This is a genomic window from Achromobacter pulmonis, from assembly GCF_002885955.2.
GTDB classification, from domain to species: Bacteria; Pseudomonadota; Gammaproteobacteria; order Burkholderiales; family Burkholderiaceae_B; genus Achromobacter; species Achromobacter pulmonis_A.
The window spans coordinates 1,184,825-1,206,327 of sequence record NZ_POQS01000001.1 but is presented as its reverse complement, the minus strand read 5'-3'; the positions used below and the strand labels follow the sequence as shown (position 1 = coordinate 1,206,327).

General features: G+C 64.3%; 16 protein-coding genes and 1 tRNA gene. 12 read left to right on the top strand and 5 right to left on the bottom strand.

Annotated features, from left to right (window positions below; all coding sequences use genetic code 11):
- Nucleotides 1–51: 51 nt before the first annotated feature.
- From hflX to C1I89_RS05490, 11 genes are all read left to right on the top strand, one after another.
- Nucleotides 52–1,158: a GTPase HflX gene (gene hflX / locus C1I89_RS05545; RefSeq protein WP_102771726.1), complete on the top strand. Its 1,107-nt coding sequence runs from the start codon at nucleotides 52–54 to the stop codon at nucleotides 1,156–1,158.
- A complete protein-coding gene (gene hflK, locus C1I89_RS05540; RefSeq protein ID WP_102771725.1) occupies nucleotides 1,124–2,425 on the top strand; it encodes an FtsH protease activity modulator HflK in 1,302 nt (433 codons plus the stop codon). Before hflX ends, hflK begins: the two co-directional genes overlap by 35 nt.
- Before the next feature lie 18 nt (nucleotides 2,426–2,443).
- Nucleotides 2,444–3,346, top strand: coding sequence for a protease modulator HflC (hflC, locus tag C1I89_RS05535; RefSeq protein WP_102771724.1), 903 nt, complete (start codon nucleotides 2,444–2,446; stop codon nucleotides 3,344–3,346).
- A gap of 1,158 nt (nucleotides 3,347–4,504) precedes the next feature.
- Complete coding sequence (gene ltrA, locus C1I89_RS05525) at nucleotides 4,505–6,208, top strand: group II intron reverse transcriptase/maturase (RefSeq protein WP_102771722.1); 1,704 nt, start codon at nucleotides 4,505–4,507, stop codon at nucleotides 6,206–6,208.
- 238 nt (nucleotides 6,209–6,446) lie between these two features.
- A complete protein-coding gene (locus C1I89_RS05520; protein ID WP_102771721.1) occupies nucleotides 6,447–7,604 on the top strand; it encodes an ATP phosphoribosyltransferase regulatory subunit in 1,158 nt (385 codons plus the stop codon).
- Between the two features lie 76 nt (nucleotides 7,605–7,680).
- Nucleotides 7,681–8,976: an adenylosuccinate synthase gene (locus C1I89_RS05515; RefSeq protein WP_168202332.1), complete on the top strand. Its 1,296-nt coding sequence runs from the start codon at nucleotides 7,681–7,683 to the stop codon at nucleotides 8,974–8,976.
- 93 nt (nucleotides 8,977–9,069) lie between these two features.
- The gene (locus C1I89_RS05510) at nucleotides 9,070–9,612 is read left to right on the top strand and encodes a phosphoribosyltransferase (protein ID WP_102771719.1); all 543 of its coding nucleotides are present in this window, start codon (nucleotides 9,070–9,072) and stop codon (nucleotides 9,610–9,612) included.
- A 284-nt stretch (nucleotides 9,613–9,896) separates the two neighbouring features.
- Complete coding sequence (gene rpsU, locus C1I89_RS05505) at nucleotides 9,897–10,109, top strand: 30S ribosomal protein S21 (protein WP_006218592.1); 213 nt, start codon at nucleotides 9,897–9,899, stop codon at nucleotides 10,107–10,109.
- Between the two features lie 19 nt (nucleotides 10,110–10,128).
- Nucleotides 10,129–12,168, top strand: a complete 2,040-nt coding sequence (gene dnaG / locus C1I89_RS05500) for a DNA primase (protein WP_102771718.1) — start codon at nucleotides 10,129–10,131, stop codon at nucleotides 12,166–12,168.
- Nucleotides 12,169–12,739: 571 nt separating this feature from the next.
- A complete protein-coding gene (gene rpoD / locus C1I89_RS05495; protein ID WP_102771717.1) occupies nucleotides 12,740–15,007 on the top strand; it encodes an RNA polymerase sigma factor RpoD in 2,268 nt (755 codons plus the stop codon).
- Between the two features lie 10 nt (nucleotides 15,008–15,017).
- Nucleotides 15,018–15,096 (top strand) — tRNA-Ile (locus tag C1I89_RS05490).
- Nucleotides 15,097–15,159: 63 nt separating this feature from the next.
- Here the strand turns inward: C1I89_RS05490 and C1I89_RS05485 are convergent.
- Complete coding sequence (locus C1I89_RS05485; protein ID WP_102771716.1) at nucleotides 15,160–15,486, bottom strand: helix-turn-helix domain-containing protein; 327 nt, start codon at nucleotides 15,484–15,486, stop codon at nucleotides 15,160–15,162.
- Nucleotides 15,470–15,724, bottom strand: a complete 255-nt coding sequence (locus C1I89_RS05480) for a type II toxin-antitoxin system RelE family toxin (RefSeq protein WP_102771715.1) — start codon at nucleotides 15,722–15,724, stop codon at nucleotides 15,470–15,472. The genes C1I89_RS05485 and C1I89_RS05480 overlap by 17 nt, the downstream gene beginning before the upstream one ends.
- A gap of 447 nt (nucleotides 15,725–16,171) precedes the next feature.
- Here C1I89_RS05480 and C1I89_RS05475 point away from each other — a divergent pair, with 447 nt between their 5' ends.
- Complete coding sequence (locus C1I89_RS05475) at nucleotides 16,172–18,493, top strand: molybdopterin-dependent oxidoreductase (protein WP_102771714.1); 2,322 nt, start codon at nucleotides 16,172–16,174, stop codon at nucleotides 18,491–18,493.
- Nucleotides 18,494–18,552: 59 nt separating this feature from the next.
- Here the strand turns inward: C1I89_RS05475 and C1I89_RS05470 are convergent, their stop codons facing one another.
- From C1I89_RS05470 to C1I89_RS05460, 3 genes are all read right to left on the bottom strand, one after another.
- Complete coding sequence (locus C1I89_RS05470) at nucleotides 18,553–19,536, bottom strand: Bug family tripartite tricarboxylate transporter substrate binding protein (RefSeq protein ID WP_102771713.1); 984 nt, start codon at nucleotides 19,534–19,536, stop codon at nucleotides 18,553–18,555.
- A gap of 89 nt (nucleotides 19,537–19,625) precedes the next feature.
- A complete protein-coding gene (locus C1I89_RS05465) occupies nucleotides 19,626–20,405 on the bottom strand; it encodes an SDR family oxidoreductase (RefSeq protein ID WP_102771712.1) in 780 nt (259 codons plus the stop codon).
- 25 nt (nucleotides 20,406–20,430) lie between these two features.
- Nucleotides 20,431–21,366, bottom strand: coding sequence for a 4-hydroxy-tetrahydrodipicolinate synthase family protein (locus tag C1I89_RS05460; protein ID WP_102771711.1), 936 nt, complete (start codon nucleotides 21,364–21,366; stop codon nucleotides 20,431–20,433).
- Nucleotides 21,367–21,503: the final 137 nt, after the last annotated feature.

The window sequence follows — 21,503 nt, the reverse complement described above, 5'->3', positions numbered from 1 at the left end:
GACGGTCGACGTCGGCGGGCATTTTCGCTTTGGCTCCAATAGGTTGCATGTATGCGCGCTTTGATCATCAGCGTGGATCTGGGAGATCCGGACTTCACCGCCCATGCCGAGGAATTCGCCATGCTGGCCAAGGGCGCCGGCGCGGAAATCGTCGGCACCCTGACCGCGCGTCGCGACCGGCCCGACGCCAAGTACTTCATCGGCTCGGGCAAGGCCGATGAGGGCGTCGCCATGGCCAAGGCGCTGCTGGCCGATATCGTCCTGTTCGACCAGCCCCTGTCGCCGGCCCAGCAGCGCAACCTGGAGCGCGCCTTCAACCTGCGGGTGGTGGACCGCGTCGCGCTGATCCTGGACATCTTCGCGCTGCGCGCCAAGAGCCACGAAGGCAAGCTGCAGGTCGAACTGGCCCAGCTCCAGCATCTGGCCACGCGCCTGACCCGCATGTGGTCCCACCTGGAGCGCCAGCGCGGCGGCATCGGCATGCGCGGACCGGGCGAATCGCAGCTCGAAATGGACCGGCGCATGATCGGCGCCAAGGTCAAGGTGCTGCGCGAGCGGCTGGACAAGGTCGAGCGCCAGCGCGTGACCCAGCGCCGCGCGCGCGCCCGCGGCGGCGCGCTGTCGGTGTCGCTGGTCGGCTATACCAACGCCGGCAAGTCCACGCTCTTCAATGCGCTGACCCGCGCCGACAGCTACGCGGCCGACCAGCTCTTCGCCACGCTGGACACCACCACGCGCCGGATCTGGATAGAAGGGGCGGGCTCGGTCGTGGTGTCGGACACGGTCGGCTTCATCCGTGACCTGCCGCACGGCCTGATCGCGGCCTTCCGCGCCACCCTGGAGGAAACCGTGCATGCCGACCTGCTGCTGCACGTGGTCGACGCCGCCAGTCCGCAGCGCGACGAGCAGATCTTCGAGGTCAACAAGGTCCTGGCGGAAATCGGCGCCGCGGCCATTCCCACCATTCTCGTATACAACAAGATCGACCGGGCAGGACTGGAACCCAGGGTGGAGCGCGATGCACATGGTACGATTGCGCGAGTATTTGTAAGCGCCACCGAGCGCGCCGGTCTGGACGCGTTGCGCGGGGCAATTGCGGAGATCGGACAGATTGTGGGAAACAATGCCGCGAATTATCAAACTCTTCAATCTGAATGACCCCGGCTGGGGTCGTGGGAACAACAACGGCTCCGAGCCGCCGCCCAAGCGGCCGCAAGGCAATGGAGACGGCCCTCCCGATCTCGACGAGGTCTGGCGCGATTTCAATAATCGCATCGGATCGCTGTTCGGGCGCAAGGGCGGCGGCGGCAACAACCGTCCGGGCAACCGGGGCGGCATGACGCCGCCTTCGCCTCGCGGCGCGCGCATCGGCCTGGGCGTGGTCGCCCTGGTGGCGGCCGGCATCTGGCTGGCCAGCGGCTTCTACATCGTGCAGGAAGGCCAGGTCGCGGTCGTGACCCAGTTCGGCAAATACAAGAGCACGTCGCAAGCCGGCTTCCAGTGGCGCCTGCCGTATCCCATCCAGAGCCACGAGATGGTCAACGTCTCGCAGCTGCGCACCTTCGAAGTCGGTTTCCGCGGCGGCGCGCGCAACAAGGTCCTGCCCGAAGCGCTGATGCTCACGACGGACGAGAACATCGTCGACATGCAGTTCGTCGTCCAGTACCGCCTGCGCGCCGACGGCGCGCCCGACTACCTCTTCATGACCCGCGACCCCGACGAATCGGTGCGCCAGGCCTCGGAAACGGCCATGCGCGAAGTCGTGGGCAAGCAGACCATGGACTTCGTGCTGTACGAAGGCCGCACCACGGTCGCTTCGCAGGTGCAGGCGCTGATGCAGCAGATCCTCGACCGCTACCAGACCGGCGTGCAGGTCAGCACCGTCGCCATCCAGAACGTGCAGCCGCCCGAGCAGGTGCAGGCCGCGTTCGACGACGCCGTCAAGGCGGGCCAGGACCGCGAGCGCCAGATCAACGAAGGCCAGGCCTACGCCAACCAGGTCGTGCCGCTGGCCAGCGGCCAGGCCTCGCGCATGCTGGAGCAGGCCGAGGGCTACAAGGCCAAGGTCGTCGGCGACGCCCAGGGTAATACCTCGCGCTTCACCAGCATCCTCGGCGAATACGAAAAGGCCCCGGCGGTCATGCGCCAGCGCATGTACCTCGACAGCATGCAGGAGATCTTCACCCGCGCCAGCAAGGTCATGGTCGACACCAAGAGCAACAACAACATGCTGTACCTGCCCTTGGACAAGATCATGCATCTGGCGGCCCAGGACGCCAGCGAGTCCGCCGCCGGCAGCGCCGGTTCGTCGGGCTTGTCCAGCCAGCCGGCCCAGCCGCCGCTGCGCGGCAGCGCCGTGCCGCAGGCCCCGTCTTCCGGCAGCAGCACCAGCAACGCGCTGCCCCGCGACCGTACGTCGCGCTAACCCGGAGGAGTCCTGATCATGCAACGTCTCATGCCTGTCCTGGTCGGCCTGCTCATCGTGCTGGCCGCCCTTTCTTCCTGCGTCTTCGTCGTGCGCGAGCGCGACTACGCCCTGGTGTTCTCGCTGGGTGAAGTGCGCAAGACCATCAACGAACCCGGCCTGTACTTCAAGGCCCCGCCGCCGTTCCAGAATGTCGTGACCCTCGACAAGCGCATTCTGACCATCGAAACCAACGAAGCCGAACGCATCCAGACTTCCGAAAAGAAGAACCTGCTGATCGATTCCTACGTCAAGTGGCGCATCCTCGATCCGCGCCAGTACTACGTCTCGACGGGCGGCAACGAACGCGTGGCCCAGGAGCGCCTGCAGGCGCTGATCCGCGACGCGCTCAACGCCTCGGTCAACGTGCGCACGGTGCGCGACGTGGTCTCGACCGAACGCGACAAGATCATGGCCGAGATCCTGACCAACGTGGCGAAGCGCGCCGAACCGCTGGGCGTGCAGATCGTCGACGTGCGCCTGCGCCGCATCGAGTTCGCGCCCGAGATCTCGGAATCGGTGTATCGCCGCATGGAGGCCGAGCGTACCCGCGTGGCCAACGAGCTGCGCTCCATCGGCGCCGCCGAAGGCGAGAAGATCCGCGCCGAAGCCGACCGCCAGCGCGAAGTGATCGTGGCCCAGGCCTACGCCAAGGCCCAGGGCATCATGGGCGAGGGCGATGCCGCCGCGGCGTCGATCTACGCGCAGGCCTACGGCAAGAACCCGCAGTTCTACACGTACTACAAGAGCCTGGAAGCCTACCGCGCTTCGTTCTCGAAGCCGGGCGACGTGCTGGTGGTCGACCCCAGCTCCAGCTTCTTCCAGTTCATGAAGGACCCGTCGGGCGCCGCCCTGGCTCCGGTCACCGTGCCGGCCAAGTGATGCGATACCGCTAGCGCCATCGCTAAAGCCCCTTGGATTCCCAAGGGGCTTTTTGTTTGCGGGCCTGCCAGCATAATGGGGACGGCTTTGCGCGGCCGATCCGCGCCCGGGAAGTTCCGGCTGGCGCTGGCCGCCGAACCATGTACAATACCGCGTAAGGTGCGACACGAATCGCTCGTGTCCCAGGTTGATGCCCTGGTAAATCAGCATCGCCCTTGGAGGTCGTCGGGCCTCTTTAAATAAATCGGCACCTTTTGCAGCCCTTGTGGCTGCCCTAGAGAGACGCAGCGTAAGCTGCGGAGTAGTAAAGAAACAGGGCTCGGCTCCAAAGTAGTATCGGCCCTGGGTGAAAGATACACGGAAACCTCGGTTTCCCATGCTTTTCACTATGGAGTTTTCTCATCACAACGAGCGAAATGCTCTCGATTGCCTTGTCACACGCACTTTCGTGGTGTCGCTGTGACCCGTCATACGACTGACGGTAGCCTACAGTGGCGGGCAGGATCGGTAACGGCCCTGTCTGAAGCCCACTCGACAATGTACTCCTGTGTATTCCAACAGTATCCACTGCCGTGAGGCTGGGGATGGATTCTGCCAGCAGCCAGGGCGGATGAGAGGCTAGGCTAGTCCCGCATGGGCAACGTAATGTGAACCATCGTCTGAACCCCCGTGATTATTGAACGGCCAAAGCTGCTTTTGGGCCGTAGCCAAAAGGCATCGTAGCTGGTTGGCCGCGTCTTACGTGCGGTCACGTCGTCATCCAAAGCTACCGGGGGAGAGATGGGTCCTAAACGGGCAGGCGCAACGCTGGTATTGGGTTGCGCCGGTAATCGAGGGAACGTGGTAAACCCCACTCGCCGCCCCAATCGCTCAGGCGACGAAGGCAGGAAAGCCGCAAGGCAATCTGTTGGCGGAGGGGGTAGAGGATCGTGGAGAAAGCGAAGGCCCGCCTGTAATGGGCGGGATAGGGGTTCGAACTTTGCCCCGGCCGAAAGGCAGCAGACTTCCACGTGGTGCAACCGTCGCTGACGGCTGTATCAGTCCAGGTAGCGAGCCATGGTTTTTCATGTCTCGTGTTTTTCTACAGGCCCGAAGGGACTCACCATCCCTTCGGGGAGCCGTGCGTCCTCTTAGGGTCTTACTACCCCGAGGTTCAGCATGGAAGAAACTGTTAATCCCAGTTCTGCGTCCTCGCGCGTCCCGGATAGCTGGCCGACCATAGACTGGCGGCGAGTCGTGCGGAATGTGAGGGCTATGCAGATACGTATAGCGAAGGCTACGCAGGCGGGCGATTGGCGTAGGGTGAAAGCCCTGCAAAGATCGCTGGTCCGCTCGTTTTCCGCCAAAGCATCGGCGGTCAGGCGAGTGACAGAGAACCAAGGCAAACGGACGGCAGGTGTCGACCGTGTGCTGTGGGACTCGCCCGAGAGCAAGTGGGAGGCAATCGGAAGGTTGCGGCAACCGGGATATCGGCCTCTGCCTTTACGGAGGGTCTATATCCCCAAATCCAATGGCAAGGAGCGCCCTCTGGGCATTCCTACCATGCGGGACCGCGCCATGCAGGCTTTGTATCTGCTGGCACTGGAACCGGTATCGGAATCGACGAGCGATCCGAACTCGTATGGGTTCAGAAAAGGACGTTCGACGGCCGATGCGATGGCTCAGATATTCGTCACATTGTCCGGCAGGGCTTCGGCCCAATGGATACTGGAAGCGGATATCAAGGGTTGTTTCGACTGGATCAACCATGAGTGGCTGCTCGCCAACGTCCCTATGGACCGGCGAGTGTTGCGCAAGTGGTTGAAGGCCGGCGTGATTCACAAAGGCCAGTTGCAGCCTACTACTGCTGGTACGCCACAGGGAGGGATTATTTCCCCTACCTTGGCGAATGTGACGCTCAATAAGCTGGAAACGGACTTGGCAGAGTACCTGGGTACGAAGCTGGGTTGGACTAAGGCCAAACGGTTGAAAGTCCATGCGGTCCGATACGCGGATGACTTCATTGTTACCGGTGCATCGAAAGACGTGCTGGATACTGAAGTCAGGCCTTGGATAGAACGCTTTCTTGCGGTTCGAGGATTGCAACTGTCCACGGAAAAGACGCGCATCATCCACATCGATGAAGGTTTTGATTTCCTCGGGTGGAATTTCAGGAAGTACTCTGGAAAGTTGCTCATCAAGCCGAGTCAGAAGAACGTCAAGGCGTTCTATGGCAAGGTCAGGGAAATCATCGGAGAAAACTTGTCGGCTAGACAGGTCGATCTGATCGCGTTGCTTAATCCAGTATTGCGGGGCTGGTCGCAGTATCACAGCCCCGTTGTGTCGAAGGCGACGTTCAACAAACTAGACGTGCTGATTCGTTGGCGGCTAGTGCGTTGGGCAAAGCGGCGGCATCCCAAGAAGACCACTTTTTGGTCGCTCAAGCAGTATTGGCGAACAGTAGGAGATCGGAGGGGGATGTTCGCAGCACCCGCAGTAGGCAAGGATGGTCAAAGGCAGATGCGCATGCTGTATCGGCTGGTTGATACGGCAATCGTGCGGCATAAGAAAATCAAAGGGGCGTACAACCCCTTTGATCCAAGTTGGGAAGCCTATGGTGAGGCCCTGCAATCGGAACGCTTGTTGCAAAACATGGCGTACCGCAAGCAGTGGGCGACGCTTTGGGTGGATCAGCAAGGACGCTGCGCTTTGTGCGGATGCCCGATGGACATGGAAACAGGGTGGCACGATCATCACCTGGTGTACAAGGTGCATGGCGGGTCGGATGCCCTGTCCAACCGTGTTCTGTTACATCCCGTATGTCACACCCGAGTTCACACGCTTGGGCTATCTGTTGTGAAGCCGGTCCGGAAACGGGCTTAGATGATCCAAACGAGCAAACGGGTTATACTTACCTGTAAGCTAAAGGGTCGCGCGTTGCGCTTGAGCCGTGTGCTGGGAAACTAGCACGCACGGTTCTTAGGGGGGGATGGGCCAGCAATGGCCTGTCCCTACCCGACCTAGAAAACATTCCGCAGCGGCTGAGCGGGCTTACGCCCCTCAGCCGCTTTTCGTTTGGGCGACGCCCACGCATCACTTGGCGTTATTCAGGTAAACATTCATGGGTAACTGGCTGCTGCCCGAGAGCCTCGCCGATGTCCTTCCGGCCGAGGCCCGGCGCATCGAGGAACTGCGCCGCGAACTTCTCGATCTGTACCGCACGTACGGTTTCGAGCTGGTCGCGCCGCCCCTGGTCGAATACATCGATTCATTGCTGTCGGGCACCGGCAGCGATCTGGACCTGCGCACCTGCAAGCTGGTCGATCAGCTGTCCGGCCGCACGCTGGGCGTGCGCGCCGACATGACCCCGCAGGTCACGCGCATCGACGCGCACTTGCTCAACCGCGCCGGCGTCACCCGCCTGTGCTACTGCGGCAACGTGCTGCATGCCCGTCCGGCCGACCTGCTGGCCAGCCGCGAGCTGCTGCAGATCGGCGCCGAAATCTACGGCCATGCCGGTTTCGAGGCGGACCTCGAAATCATCCAGCTGGTGCTGGAAACCGTCGCGATCGCCGGCGTGCGCAATCCCCGGCTGGACCTCTGCCATCCCGGCGTGCTGCGCGCCATCCTCGAATCGGACCCGGCCCTGGCCGCGCTGTCGCAGGAAGTCATCCTGCTGATGCGCGAAAAAGACGTGCCCGGCCTGGTCGAGCTGTCGGCGCGCGCGCCGGGCCTGCGCCACGAGACGCTGCAGGCCCTGAAGCTGCTGCCCAATCTGTATGGCGGCCCCGAAGTGCTGAAGCAGGCCCGCCGCGAACTGCCCTTGCTGCCCGGCGTGGCCGCCGCGCTGGATGCGCTGCAGGTCGTGGTGGACGCCATGCCCGACGTCGCGTTCGGCGTCGACCTGGCCGACGTGGGCGGCTATGGCTACCATTCCGGCGTGAAGTTCGCGCTCTATGCCGAAGGCTGGCGCGACGCGCTGGTCAGCGGCGGCCGCTATGACGACGTGAGCCGCGCCTTCGGCCGCGCGCGTCCGGCCACGGGCTTCAGCCTCGATTTACGCAAGCTGGCGGCGGGTTTGGCGCCGGCGGAACGGGCGCGTGCGGTACGCGCGCCCTGGGGGCAAGCCCCCGCCCTGACCGAGGCGGTGCGCCGCCTGCGCCGGTCGGGGGAAATCGTCGTTCAGGTATTGCCCGGTCACGAGCAGGATCAGGACGAATTCGTTTGCGATCGCGAGCTGGCGCTGCAGGATGGCGCCTGGACGGTCAGAACGCTGTGACTAACTCCCTCCCGGCAACGGGAGGGCCGCGGGGAGATTTCCGGATTTCCCGAGAAACTCGATATTGATTCGTAACATGAGCAAGAACGTAGTCGTAATCGGCACCCAGTGGGGTGACGAGGGCAAGGGCAAAATCGTCGACTGGCTGGCGGAATCCGTCCAGGGCGTGGTCCGCTTCCAAGGCGGTCACAATGCCGGCCATACGCTGTGGATCAACGGCAAGAAGACGATTCTGCGCCTGATCCCGTCGGGCATCATGCACCCCGGCGTCACCTGCTTCATCGGCAACGGCGTCGTGCTGTCGCCCGAAGCCCTGCTCAAGGAAATCGAAGAGCTTGAAGCCGCCGGCCTGGACGTCCGTTCGCGCCTGCAGATTTCCGAAATCTGCCCGCTGATCCTGCCGTACCACGTCGCCATCGACAAGGCGCGCGAAGCGCGCAAGGGCGAGGGCAAGATCGGCACGACCGGCCGCGGCATCGGCCCCGCCTACGAAGACAAGGTCGCCCGCCGCGCCATCCGCGTGCAGGACCTGTTCAACCCCGAGCTGTTCGACGAGAAGCTCGCCGAAGTGCTGGATTACCACAACTTCGTGCTGACCAAGTACCTGGGCGCCGAGGCGGTTTCCGCCAACGAAGTGCGCGACCAGGCCATGGCGCTGGCGCCGGCCATCGCCCCGATGGTCAAGGACGTCTCCAGCAACCTGTACGCCATGCAGCAGGCCGGCCAGCGCCTGCTGTTCGAAGGCGCGCAGGGCGCGCTGCTGGACGTCGACCACGGCACCTATCCGTTCGTCACCAGCAGCAACTGCATCGCGGGCGCGGCCTCGGCCGGCGCCGGCGTCGGCCCGCAGCAGCTCGACTACGTCCTGGGCATCACCAAGGCCTACACGACGCGCGTCGGTTCGGGCCCGTTCCCCACGGAACTGGTCGACGAGATCGGCACGCGCCTGGCCACCATCGGCAAGGAATTCGGTTCGGTCACGGGCCGTCCGCGCCGCTGCGGCTGGTTCGACGGCGCCGCGCTCAAGCGCTCGGTGCGCCTGAACGGCATTTCCGGCCTGTGCATCACCAAGCTGGACGTGCTCGACGGTCTCGAGACCATCCAGCTGGGCGTCGGCTACCGCGTCAACGGCGAATTCCGCGACGTGCTGCCCTATGGCGCGCACGCGGTCGCCCAGGCCCAGCCCGTGCTGGAAGAGCTGCCCGGCTGGAGCGAATCCACCGTCGGCATCACCGAGTACGACAAGCTGCCCCAGGCGGCCCGCCGCTACCTGGAGCGCGTGGCCGAAGTCTGCGGCGTGCCCATCGACCTGGTGTCCACCGGTCCCGACCGCAACGAAACCATTGTGCTGCGTCATCCGCTGAAGGGCTGACAAGGCGTTATTCGGGTTATTATTCGCAAGGCCGCCGCCGGTCTCACACCGGCGGCGGCCTTTTCGTATTGATTAAGCAGGAGATGCTTGCCTATGAGCACGCCGACCAATGATGACAGCCATCTGTGGGTGACGTGGGACGACTACAACCGCCTGATCGAGCGCCTGTCCTTGCAGGTGCATCAATCGGGTTGGGAGTTCGACAAGATTCTTTGCCTGGCGCGCGGCGGAATGCGCGTCGGCGATGTTATGTCCCGTATTTTCGACGTACCGCTGGGCATTCTGGCCACCAGCAGCTACCGCGAAGCCGCCGGCACCAAGCAGGGCGACATGGATATCGCCCAGTTCATCACCATCACGCGCGGCACGCTGTCCGGGCGGGTGTTGCTGGTGGACGACATGGTCGATACCGGCAAGACCTTCACCAAGGTCTACGATCACCTCAAGGCCCAGTTCCCCGACATCACCGAATTGCGCAGCGCCGTGCTGTGGTGGAAGGGGCATTCCCTGGCCACGCCCGACTACTACGTCGACAAGCTCCCCACCAATCCCTGGATCCACCAGCCCTTCGAAGATTACGACAGCCTGCGTCCGCATCAGCTCGAAGCCTGGATCCGCAAGGGTTCGCAAAGTTGAGCGCACAGCCATGCCGGGTGGGGCGTCAGGCTTCGGATCGCCGCTGCCTGTAGTCAAACCAGGCATGACCATGCTAGAATCGCTGGTTATCGCTAAACCGAACTTGGCTTGTTACTCTTTGGGTAGTCTTTGGGTAACGGAAACAGCCAGCGGAAACAGCCAGCAGAAATACTCCTGGTAGCAGGATTCACTGCGAATTTACTGCGGATATGCTGCGGGTTTGCTGGTAAGCAAGCCAGGTTTGTCATCAACTTTTGTTACCCTACAAGCAGGCCAATTACTTTATGCCTATCGTTCGACTGAAGGAAAACGAACCGTTTGAAGCCGCTCTGCGTCGCTTCAAGCGCACCATCGAAAAGACCGGTTTGCTCACCGAGCTGCGTTCGCGCGAGTTCTATGAGAAGCCCACGGCCGAGCGCAAGCGCAAGCACGCCGCCGCCGTGAAGCGCCACTACAAGCGCATCCGTAGCCAACAACTGCCCCCGCGCCTGTATTGATTTTTGATTCCCGAATCTATTGATTCCAGAGTCATTCATCCAGGATTTGCTCGCCCGAGTCGACGTCGTCGACATAGTCGGGCGATACGTGCAGTTGAGAAAGGGTGGGGCCAACTTGCTTGGCCTGTGCCCCTTTCATAACGAAAAAAGCCCGTCGTTCACCGTCAGCCCCACCAAGCAGTTCTATCACTGCTTCGGTTGCGGCGCGCACGGCAGCGCCATCACCTTCCTGATGGAGCACACGGGCGCCAGTTTCCCCGAGGCCGTGCGCACGCTCGCCGGCTCGGTGGGAATGACGGTCCCCGAAGAAAACCGCAGCCCCCGCCAGCAGCAGGAATCCGCGCGCCGCAAGGCCGAGGAATCCCGCCACACGCAGGTGCTCGACGCCGCCCAGGCGCATTACCTCAAGCAGTTGCGGGCCTCGCCCGCGGCGATCCGCTACCTGAAGCAGCGCGGCCTGACCGGCGAAATCGCGGCGCATTTCGGCCTGGGCTGGTCCGGCACGGACCGCCACGGCCTGTCGCATGTGTTTCCCAGCTACGAAGATCCGGTTCTGGTGGAATCGGGCCTGGTCATCGAGTCCGAGGACGGCCGCCGCTACGACCGGTTCCGGGAACGCATCATGTTTCCGATCCGCAACGCGCGCGGCAGCCTGATCGGCTTCGGCGGCCGCATCATCGGCAAGGGCGAGCCCAAGTACCTGAACTCGCCGGAAACCCCGCTGTTCTCGAAGGGCCTGGAGCTCTACGGGCTGTGGGAGGCGCGCCAGGCCATCCGCCAGGAAGGGCAGGTGATCGTGGTCGAGGGCTACATGGACGTGGTCGGCCTGGCGCAGCAGGGCATCGCCAACGCGGTGGCCACGCTGGGCACGGCCACCACGCCGGACCACGTCAAAAAGCTGCTGCGCGCCAGCGACAAGGTGATCTTCAGTTTCGACGGCGACGGCGCAGGGCGGCGCGCCGCCTGGCGTGCGCTGCAGGCCTGCCTGCCGGTGCTGCGCGACGACATCGCGATCCGTTTCCTGTTCCTGCCGTCCGAGCACGACCCCGATTCGTACGTGCGCGAACTGGGCGCCGAAGCCTTCCGCGCCTGCCTGGGAGACGCGGTCGCGCTGTCGCGCTTCCTGCTCGACGAACTCGCCTCGCGCCACAACATGGACGAGGCCGAAGGGCGGGCAAGCTGCCTGCACGAAGCCAAGCCTCTGCTGGCCGCCATCCCGGAATGCGCGCTGCGCGTGCAGATCGAGCGCGAGATGGCCAAGCTGGTGCAGCTCACGCCGGAGGAAATGGCGCAAGTGGTGGCGCAGCAGCCGGCCAAGCCTTTCGCGCCCGGCCCCCGGGCGGCCGAAGGCGCGCAGCCGGCCGGCCAGGGGCAGGGCCAGGACGGCGGGCCGCCGGACCCGGGCTACGACTTCGGCGGCCACGATTTCCACGACATTCCTGCCGAAGAGTCCGATTATGCGGACTACGGCCATTTTCCGTCTCCGGACGGAGAATCCGCCGCCGGCGGCGCGCCGGGCGGCCGGCAGCAGTGGCAGGGCAAGCGCGACTGGAAAGGCAAGGGCGATTGGAAGGGCGGCAAGGGCTGGAAGGGCCGGCGCGACGATGACGTCGGCGGCTTCGAGGGACGCCGCACCATGCCTTCGCTGGCCAAGCGCCTGCTGAGCCTGCTGCTGGCCCACCCCGAACTGGTGGACTCCATGGGCGACCAGCAGCTTGAAGTCATCGACCACGGCCCCCATCTAGGTCTTGTAAGAGACCTGATCATGCTGGCGCAATCCAGCGGCGCCCGCCACGTCGGCGCGCTGCTGGAGGCCGCGGAGCCCGATTCGGACCTGGCCACGGTGCTCAAGGGCCTGCGGGCGGACATCCTTTCCCAGGAAGACCTGCCGGACCCGCAGACCGAATGGGACGACGCGCTGCGCCGCATCGAGTTCGACTCCGCCCGGGCCGAAATGGCCAAGCTGGCGGCCGCCGGTCTGGGGACGGAAGAGGCGCGCAAGCGCTATCTGGAACTTTCCAGCCGCATGACCGTACTGAAGGGTGCCGGCCTACGCTAAATGCGCTAAAATCAAGGGTTTTCCGCCGCCGGGAACGCAGCCGAGGGCTGATGGCGGAAAAGAGGTTGTGACACAGAGAATGTTTCATGATTCGGCAGACGGAATCTATTGCGCTTGCCGGAATCTAATCAGTGTAGGGGTTTGACGCAGGGCCGGCATGAAAAGACGGGCACGTGCGTCAAATTCGTTACATAGTTAATTAATATAGCGGTGGATCAGGCAGTTCAGCGGCGGTGAGTTCCGCGTAGCGTTAGTGGTTTGGGTGCTGTGTCTACTCAGCTGCTTGGGGCAAGGGCCCGATAAGCAAGCAACGCCTATTTATAGGCAGACAGTCCCCCCGGCGCCCGGAACCCGCCGATGAATGAGGCCAGGCACGCCAGAGCGCCCCGACGGTATTGCACCGCACGGCGCAAGGCGGGCTCGCAAGAGCTGGCGCTGCGAACAACGCAGCCGCAGGGTTCTCGGCCGATTCACCAGATTTACCCGTAGTGCCGCCGCGCTGGACAGCCGTCCAGGACGGCTAATGCGGTGCAACATGCCCAATCGGGTTGCGACGACCACGGAAGCGACTATGACCAAAACCACCGGCAAATCCTCCTCTGCAATGAATGCGGCCGACACCGAGGCCAAGACGGCCAAGCGTACGGTAAGCATGGCGGCGGAAAAAGCGCCCGCCAAGACGGCGGTGAAGGTCGCCAAACCCGCTGCCAAGACGGCCGCCAAGAAGGCGGCCAAGACTGCGGCCGGCGCCGACAAGCCCGAGAAGGTGACCAAGGCCCGCGCCAAGAAGGCCGAAGACAAGCTGGCCGACCTGGTGAGCAGCGCGCGTCCGGCGCCCAGCGGCCGCCGCCCGGGCCGCCCGGCCAAGAACGCCAACAACGATTCCGACGGTTTCGACGATCCGATGGACGGCGAAGGCGAAGTCCTGCCCGACCTGAAGCCGCCCAAGCGCGGCGGCAAGCGCGGCAAGGCCGATCCCAAGGACCTGATCGCCCGCGGCCCCGTCAGCCCCGAAGAGTACGAAGCCCGCCGTAACCGCCTCAAGCAGCTCATCAAGCTGGGCAAGGACCGCGGCTACCTGACCTACGGCGAAATCAACGATCACCTGCCCGACGACCTGGTCGACGCCGAGGCGATCGACGGCATCATCAGCACCTTCAGCGACATGGGCATCGCGGTCTACGACCAGGCCCCCGACGCCGAAACCCTGCTGATGAGCGAGAACGCGCCGGTCGCGTCCAACGACGATGATGTCGAAGACGAAGCCGAAGCCGCGCTGACCACGGTGGACTCCGATTTCGGCCGCACCACGGACCCGGTCCGCATGTACATGCGTGAAATGGGCTCGGTGGAACTGCTGACCCGCGAAGGCGAAATCGAAATCGCCAAGCGCATCGAAGACGGCCTGAAGCACATGGTCATGGCCATCTCGGCCTGCCCGACCACGATCAACGAGATCCTGGCCCACATCCTGCGCGTGCGCGAAGGCCAGGCCCAGATCGACGAAGTGGTCGACGGCCTGGTCGATCCGGAAGACGGCGAGGAATACGCCGGCGCCGGCGTCACTGCCGACGAAGACGAAAGCGACGACGGTCCGGCCGGCGGCATGTCCAGCAAGCAGCTGGAAGACCTGCGCGTCAAGGCGCTGGCCAAGTTCGACGAGGTCGCCAGGCAGTTCGAGAAAATGCGCCAGTCCTACGAAAAGGACGGCTACAAGTCCGACGTCTATGTGCGCGCCCAGGAGTCCATCCAGAACGAACTGATGGGCATCCGCTTCACCGCCAAGATGGTCGAGAAGCTCGCCGACACGCTGCGCCAGCAAGTCGAGGAAGTGCGCCAGCTCGAGCGCGCGGTCCTGCACACGTGTGTGGACCGTGCCGGCATGCCGCGCACGCACTTCATCAAGGTCTTCCCCGGCAACGAAACCAACCTGCAGTGGGTCGTCGACGAAGTGGCCGCCGGCCATCCGTACGCCGAAACGCTGGAGCGTCAGATTCCGGCCGTGCAGGAACTGCAGCAGAAGCTCATCGACCTGCAGACGCGCGTCGTGCTGCCGCTGAAGGACCTGAAGGACGTCAACAAGCGCATGGCCACCGGCGAAGCCAAGGCCCGCAAGGCCAAGCGCGAAATGACCGAGGCCAACCTGCGCCTGGTGATCTCCATCGCCAAGAAGTACACGAACCGCGGCCTGCAGTTCCTGGACCTGATCCAGGAAGGCAACATCGGCCTGATGAAGGCCGTGGACAAGTTCGAGTACCGCCGCGGCTACAAGTTCTCGACCTACGCGACCTGGTGGATCCGCCAGGCCATCACGCGCTCCATCGCCGACCAGGCGCGCACCATCCGCATCCCGGTCCACATGATCGAAACGATCAACAAGATGAACCGGATCAGCCGCCAGATCCTGCAGGAAACCGGCGCCGAGCCGGATCCCGCGACCCTGGCGCAGAAGATGGACATGCCCGAGGACAAGATCCGCAAGATCCTGAAGATCGCCAAGGAGCCGATCTCCATGGAAACGCCCATCGGCGACGACGACGACTCGCACCTGGGCGATTTCATCGAAGACACCTCCACGCTGGCGCCTTCGGACGCGGCTTTGCACGGTTCGATGCGCGATGTGGTCAAGGAAGTGCTAGACTCTCTCACCCCGCGTGAAGCCAAGGTCCTGCGCATGCGTTTCGGCATTGAAATGAGCACCGACCAGACCCTGGAAGAAGTGGGCAAGCAATTCGACGTCACGCGTGAACGCATCCGCCAAATAGAGGCGAAGGCGCTGCGCAAACTGCGTCACCCCAGCCGGGCCGACAAGCTGAAGAGCTTCCTGGAAGGGCAGTAAACGTTTTTTTGGCCCTCTAGCTCATGCCTGGTTAGAGCAGCGGACTCATAATCCGTTGGTGCCGAGTTCGACTCTCGGGGGGGCTACCAAAGAAATCCTGAGAAATCAGGTGCCTACAGCCGCCAGCAATGGCGGCTGTTTCTTTTTCGGCGTCAGAAGTCCAGCTGCGCGGCCTCGATGCGCAGCGCCGCTGCGATTCTTTCGCGGCTGCTCTTGCGCAGCCGGTTGCTGTTCTCCTGCTGGGCATAGGCGGACTGGCTGATGCCCAACCGCCCGGCCATGTCGTCCTGGGTCAGGCCCAGGTGTTCGCGCCAGGCGCGCACCGGCGTGGCGCCCTCCACGGTACGGCTGATCACTTCGTGGGGAATCAGATCCTTTTCCGAGTTGCGAGAGGCCACGTACTCTGCGTACGGAATGACAACGTAGGCGGGCTGTCCATCAGGGCCGTTGATGATCTGGATGTTAGTAGGTACGTTCATCGCGTTTTCTCACTTCCTGGATTTCGACGATCCTGATTGCCCCGTCCCAATTGAACATCACGCGGTAGTTTCCAACGCGCAGGCGGTAGCCGTACAGATGAGTCGTCAAGGCCCTGACGTTCCGGCACGCCGGCATTGCCTTCAGCGTCTCCACGCCATCTCGAATCGTTGCTTGTTGTTGACGACCCAGCTTGCGCAATTGCCTGGCCGCTTTCAGGGTCCAGTGAATCGAATTCATCGATAAACCATTATAAGAAAAAAATAAGTTTTCTATGGAAATAGAAGTTTTTGGAGGTCGAGAATCCTGCTGCCTGGGATGCGGCCTGTGTCGGACGACACCGGCGTCCCAGTGCCGCCGCAATCTTGGCTAATGGCAGGTGCGTCCACAATTGGGGCTACACGCAACTGCGGGACCCGACATATCGGGCAGCGCGGCTGCCGTCCACGGCGGTTTCAGCGCCGATCACACTCGGCGGCAGCCTGATGCGCCTGCCGGTTTGCAATGTAAATTTCGTTCCCGAGTACGGTCTGCCACAGAGAAATTTATTTCTTTGTTCCGCCGCCCCGCCTGGCGAATGGGAAAAAAATTCACCGCCCGCCTTGATAGCATGGATGAATAACCGATATCCCCAAGCGGCCCGGTTTTCGCGGCTGCGCGGACCCCGGGCCACAATCTGGTCGAATCATGACTGAACAGATCCGCCGCTATCCCTCGCTCTCCCACTGGGGCGCCTATACCGCGGTCGTCGAAGGCGGCCGCCTGATCGCGTGCGAGCCCTTCGAGCGCGACAGCGCGCCTTCGGGCATTCTGCGGTCCATGCCCGCCATGGTGCATTCGCCGCTGCGCGTGGATCGTCCGGCGGTGCGCAAGGGCTGGCTGCGCGACCGGCACCTGTCCGACGGCGTCGAACGCGGACGCGACGGCTATGTCGAGATCGGCTGGGACGAGGCGCTGGCGCTGGTGCATTCGGAACTCCAGCGGGTGCGCGCCGAGCACGGCAGCGAGGCGATTTTCGGCGGCTCGTACGGCTGGTCTTCGGCCGGCCGGCTGCATCACGCGCGCACCCAGACGCACCGGTTCCTGAACGCCGGCGGCGGCTGCACCAACCAGGCGGGAAACTACAGCTGGGGCACGGCGCAGTTTCTGCTGCCGCACGTGATAGGCAGCTACACGCCGGTGACCGGCCGCGTGACGGACTGGAACAGCGTGGCCGGGCACACGCGCCTGCTGATCGCCTTCGGCGGCATGCCGCTGCGCAATACCCAGATCACCTCGGGCGGGGCGGGGGACCATCCGGCGGGCGGGCAGATCGCGCGGGCCAGGGCGGCGGGCGTGGAGTTCGTGGTCATCAGCCCGACCCGCGGCGACGTGCCGCCCGGTTCGCAGGCGCGCTGGATTCCGATACGGCCCAACACGGATACGGCCTTGATGCTGGCGATGATGCAGGCGCTGATCGCCGACGGCATCCAGGACGAGGCTTTCCTGCAGACCCATTGCGTGGGGTATGCGGCCTTGCGCGATTACCTCATGGGCGAGGCCGACGGCAGGCCCAAGACGCCGGAGTGGGCGCAGGCGATTTGCGACGTGCCTGCCGCCACGATCCGCGAACTGGCGCGCCAGGCGCGCCAGACGCGCTCGCTGCTGACCTGCGCATGGTCGCTGCAGCGCGCCCATCATGGCGAGCAGCCGTATTGGGCGTGCGTGGCGCTGGCCGCCGCGCTGGGGCATGTGGGGCTGCCGGGCGGCGGCTTCGCCTTCGGCCATGCCTCCATGAACGGGGTGGGCAATCCGCGCATGGAGCTGGCCGGGCCGGCGATGGGTTCGGGGCGCAATCCCACCGGCTCGGCGATACCGGTGGCGCGCTTCACCGACATGTTGCTGCTGCCGGGCCAGGCCTACGAATTCAACGGGCGCGAGAGCGTCTATCCGGATATCAGGATGGTGTACTGGGCGGGCGGCAATCCGTTCCATCACCAGCAGGACCTCAATCGCCTCGAACGGGCATGGCGCCGGCCGCAGACCATCGTGGCGCACGAGATCTGGTGGACGCCGATGGCGCGCCGTTCGGACATCGTGCTGCCGGCCACGACCACGCTGGAGAGAAACGACATCGGCGGCTCGACGCGCGACCGCTACGTGTTCGCCATGCACCAGGCGCTGGCGCCGGTGGGATCGAGCCGCAACGATTTCGATATCTACAGGGAACTGGCCGCGCTGGGCGGATATGAGCAGGCCTTCACCGAAGGCCGCGACGAGATGGCGTGGGTGCGGCACATCTATGAATCCATGGCGCAGGAATGGCGCGACCGCGGCCACGCCGCGCCCGGGTTCGAGGCATTCTGGCGCCGGAGTTATACGGAGATTCCCGAGCCTGCCCGGCCCTTCGTGCTGTTCGAGGAATTCCGGCGCGATCCCCAGGCCAATCCGCTGCGCACGCCGTCCGGCCGCATCGAACTGTATTCGGAGAAGATCGCCGGCTTCGGCTATGCGGATTGCCCGCCGCATCCCGCGTGGCTGGCGCCGGCGGAATGGCTGGGCGCTTCCGAGGCCGCCCGCTGGCCGCTGCATCTGCTGACGCCGCAGCCGGCGGGCAAGCTGCATTCGCAGATGGACGGGGGCCGCGCATCGGTGGAGCTCAAGATCCAGGGCCGCGAAGCCCTGCGCATCTCGCCGGCGGACGCCGCCAGCCGGGGCATAGGCCAGCATGATGTGGTCAAGGTCTACAACGCGCGCGGCGCATGCCTGGCGGTTGCGCTCATCGATGCCGATCTCAAGCCCGGCGTGGTGGCCCTGCCCACGGGCGCGTGGTTCGATCCTGCCGGCGAGGAGCTGGAGCTGCACGGCAATCCCAACGTGCTGACGATGGACGCGGGCACGTCGCGGCTGACGCAGGGCAGCAGCGCCCAGTCCGCGCTGGTGGAAGTGGCGCGCTGGCATGACGCCGCGCCCGCGGTCCGCGCGCTGGAGCTGCCGGCCATCGACAGGCTGGATGGCGGCCGCGCCTGAATGGCCGAAACAATAAGGGCAGCGTTCGCACGCTGCCCTTCGGCCCGCTTGAGCGCGCTTTATTCCGCGGTGATGTGCGCCTGTTCGATGATGGTGCTGTAGCGCGCCGTTTCCGCCTGGATGTACTGCGCGAAGTCCGCGCCGTTGCGGTACGCGCTTTCGAATCCCAGGCCGCTGAGCTGTTCTTTCATGCTGGCCGAGGTCATGACCTTCTGCGTGGCGGCGTCCAGCTTCTTCTGGATCGCGTCCGGCAGTTTGGCCGGCGCCCACAGGCCGTACCAGGAATAGAACTCGAAATTCTTCAGGCCCGCTTCCTGCATGGTCGGCACGTCCGGCAGCAGCGGGCTGCGCTTGGCGCCGGTGACCGCCAGGGCGCGTATCTTGTCGGTCTTGACCATGGGCAGCGAAGACAGCATGGGGTCGATGAGCCCGTGCACCTGGCCGCCGATCAGGTCGGTCAGGGCCGGGCCGCCGCCGCGGTACAGCACGATGGGGATGTCCAGGCTGGACAGGCTGGCCTCATACGCGAACTGCGCGATGGCGAGGTGGCCGGCGGAGCCGAAGCCGGTGGTCGCGAAGCTGTATTTGCCGGGATCGGCCTTCAGGACCTTGACGAATTCCTGCACGGTCCTGGCCGGCACGTTGTTGTTCACGCTGAATATCAAGGCGCCCTGGGCCAGTCCGCTGATGGGGGTGAAATCCTTCACCGCGTCGAAGGCCATCTTCTTCTTGTAGAGCAGCGGATTGATGTTGTGGATCGAGGCGTTCAGGTACAGCGTGTAGCCGTCCGGGGTCGAGCGCGCGACCACGCCCGCGCCCACCATGCCGGACGCGCCGGCGCGGTTGTCGATGATGACCGACTGCTTCAGTTCCTCGCCGAGCTTGACGGCGAACATGCGGGCCAGGCTGTCGACGGAGCCGCCGGGCGGGTGGGGCACCACGATGGTGACCGGCCGGTTGGGATAGGCGGCGTCGGCGTTCGCCTGGGCCTGTGCCGAGCCCAGCAGCGCCAGGCCGCTGACGGCCATCGCAATGCCTTTCATGCAGCTTCGGCGTGTACGGAAAGAGGGTTTACGCATAGCGGTCTCGCTGAAATTGATAAGCACGGAACCCCGGGGCGGGCCTGCGGCGGTCAGTAGGTGCCCGGATAGGCGCCGCCGTCTATGAGGATGTTCTGGCCGCAGACGTAGCCGGACTGGGCGGCGCAGATATACGCGCACAGCGCGCCCATTTCTTCCGGTTCGCCGTAGCGTCCGGCCGGGTTGTTCGATCCGCGTTCGGCCCAGAGCTGGTCGAAGGTCTTGCCGCCCGGCTCCAGCATGCCTTCGATGTGATGCCGCTGGGCGTCGGTGGCGAATACGCCGGGCAGCAGATTGTTGATGGTGACGTTGTAGCGCACCGTCTGCCGCGCCAGGCCCGCGACGAAGCCCACCAGGCAGGAGCGCGCGCCGTTGGACAGGCCCAGCTCCAGCTGCGGCGTCTTGACGCTGCGCGAGACGATGTTGACGATGCGGCCGTAGCGCCGTTGCATCATCCCGTCCACCACGCGCCGGATCATGTCGATCGGACCGAGCGCCATGGAATCCAGGGCCTTGCGCCAGTCGTCCTGGGTCCACAGGCGGAAGTCGCCGGGCGGCGCGCCGTCCGCGTTGTTCACCAGGATGTCGGGCGCGGGGCAGGCCGAGAGCGCCGCCTCCCGTCCGGCATCCGTGGTGATGTCGGCGACCGCGAATCGGACCGGGGTTCCGGTGGCCTGCGCGATCTCGCGCGCCGCCTGGGCCAGCGTGCTTTCCGTGCGCGCGGCGATGGTCACGTTGACGCCTTCGCTGGCCAACTGCTGGGCGCAGGCGCGGCCCATTCCCTTGCTGCCGCCGAAGACTAGCGCGTGGCGGCCTCGAATCCCCAAATCCATTGCTGTGGCTCCTGGTGTCGCCCGGTCAGGCGGCCTTCAGTTCCGGCGAGTTCCAGCCGTACTTTTCGTGCAGTCCCAGCTCCTTGATGACGCGCAGGCCCTTGAGCAGCGGCTCGCCTTCCAGGCCGCGCAGCGGCTTGCGCAGTTCGCCGGCCGGCAGGCCGACGGCCTTCATCAGCGACTTGATGGCTACGGGATTGATCGCCGAGTACGAGTAGTGCAGCAGTTGCAGGTTGTCCAGATAGGCCTCGCGGAAGCTGGTGCTGACTTCGGGCTTGGTCCAGGGCCGCGAAATCCTGGCCAGCTCGGCCGGCGCGATGTTGCCGGTCATGTTGGCCGTGCCGTGGCCGCCCAGGCTCATGGTCGGCACGACCAGGCCCAGGTTGGGCGAGTCGCAGCACATCACCGACACGTCGGGCGCGCCGCGCAGCACCTGCGCCACCTGGCCCACACGGGTCGTGGATTCCTTGTGCACGACGTAGTTGGGGTGCTTGAAGATGCGCAGCAGCTGGTCCCAGTGCAGGTCGCTTTTGACGCGCGGCGGGTTGTTGTAGATGCCCAGCGGCAGGTCGGTGGCGTCGGCCACTTCGAGGAAGTAGCTTTCGATGTCCGCTTCCGAGGCGCAGATGTAGGCGGGCGCGGCCAGGATGGCGCCGTCGGCGCCGTTGGCCCGGGCGAAGCGCAGATAGTCCTTGGTCGCCTCGGTGTTGTTGCCGGTGCAGCCGTAGAAGAGCTTCATCTTGCCGGTCTTCATCTTGGCGGTCTCGACGATGATCTCCTGGCGCTCCTGCTGCGACAGCATGGAGACTTCGCCGGTCGAGCCCATGATGAGCACGGCGCTGGTGCCGTTGTCTTCCTGGAACTTCAGCAGTTCGCGAAAGGCCGGGTAGTCGGGGCTGCCGTCCTTGTTGAACGGGGTAATCAGGGCGACGAACGACCCTTCGATCTTCATTTTGCTCATTTCCATATCCTCGGGTGACGGTGTGGCGGTGATGGATCAAGCCGGGCAGGCGGCCTGTGTGTGGGAGGGGGCGACCGCCGGGGATGTAATGAAGTCTATGGGGACGGCTGGTGAAAACTTTTCGATTATTTGCCGCT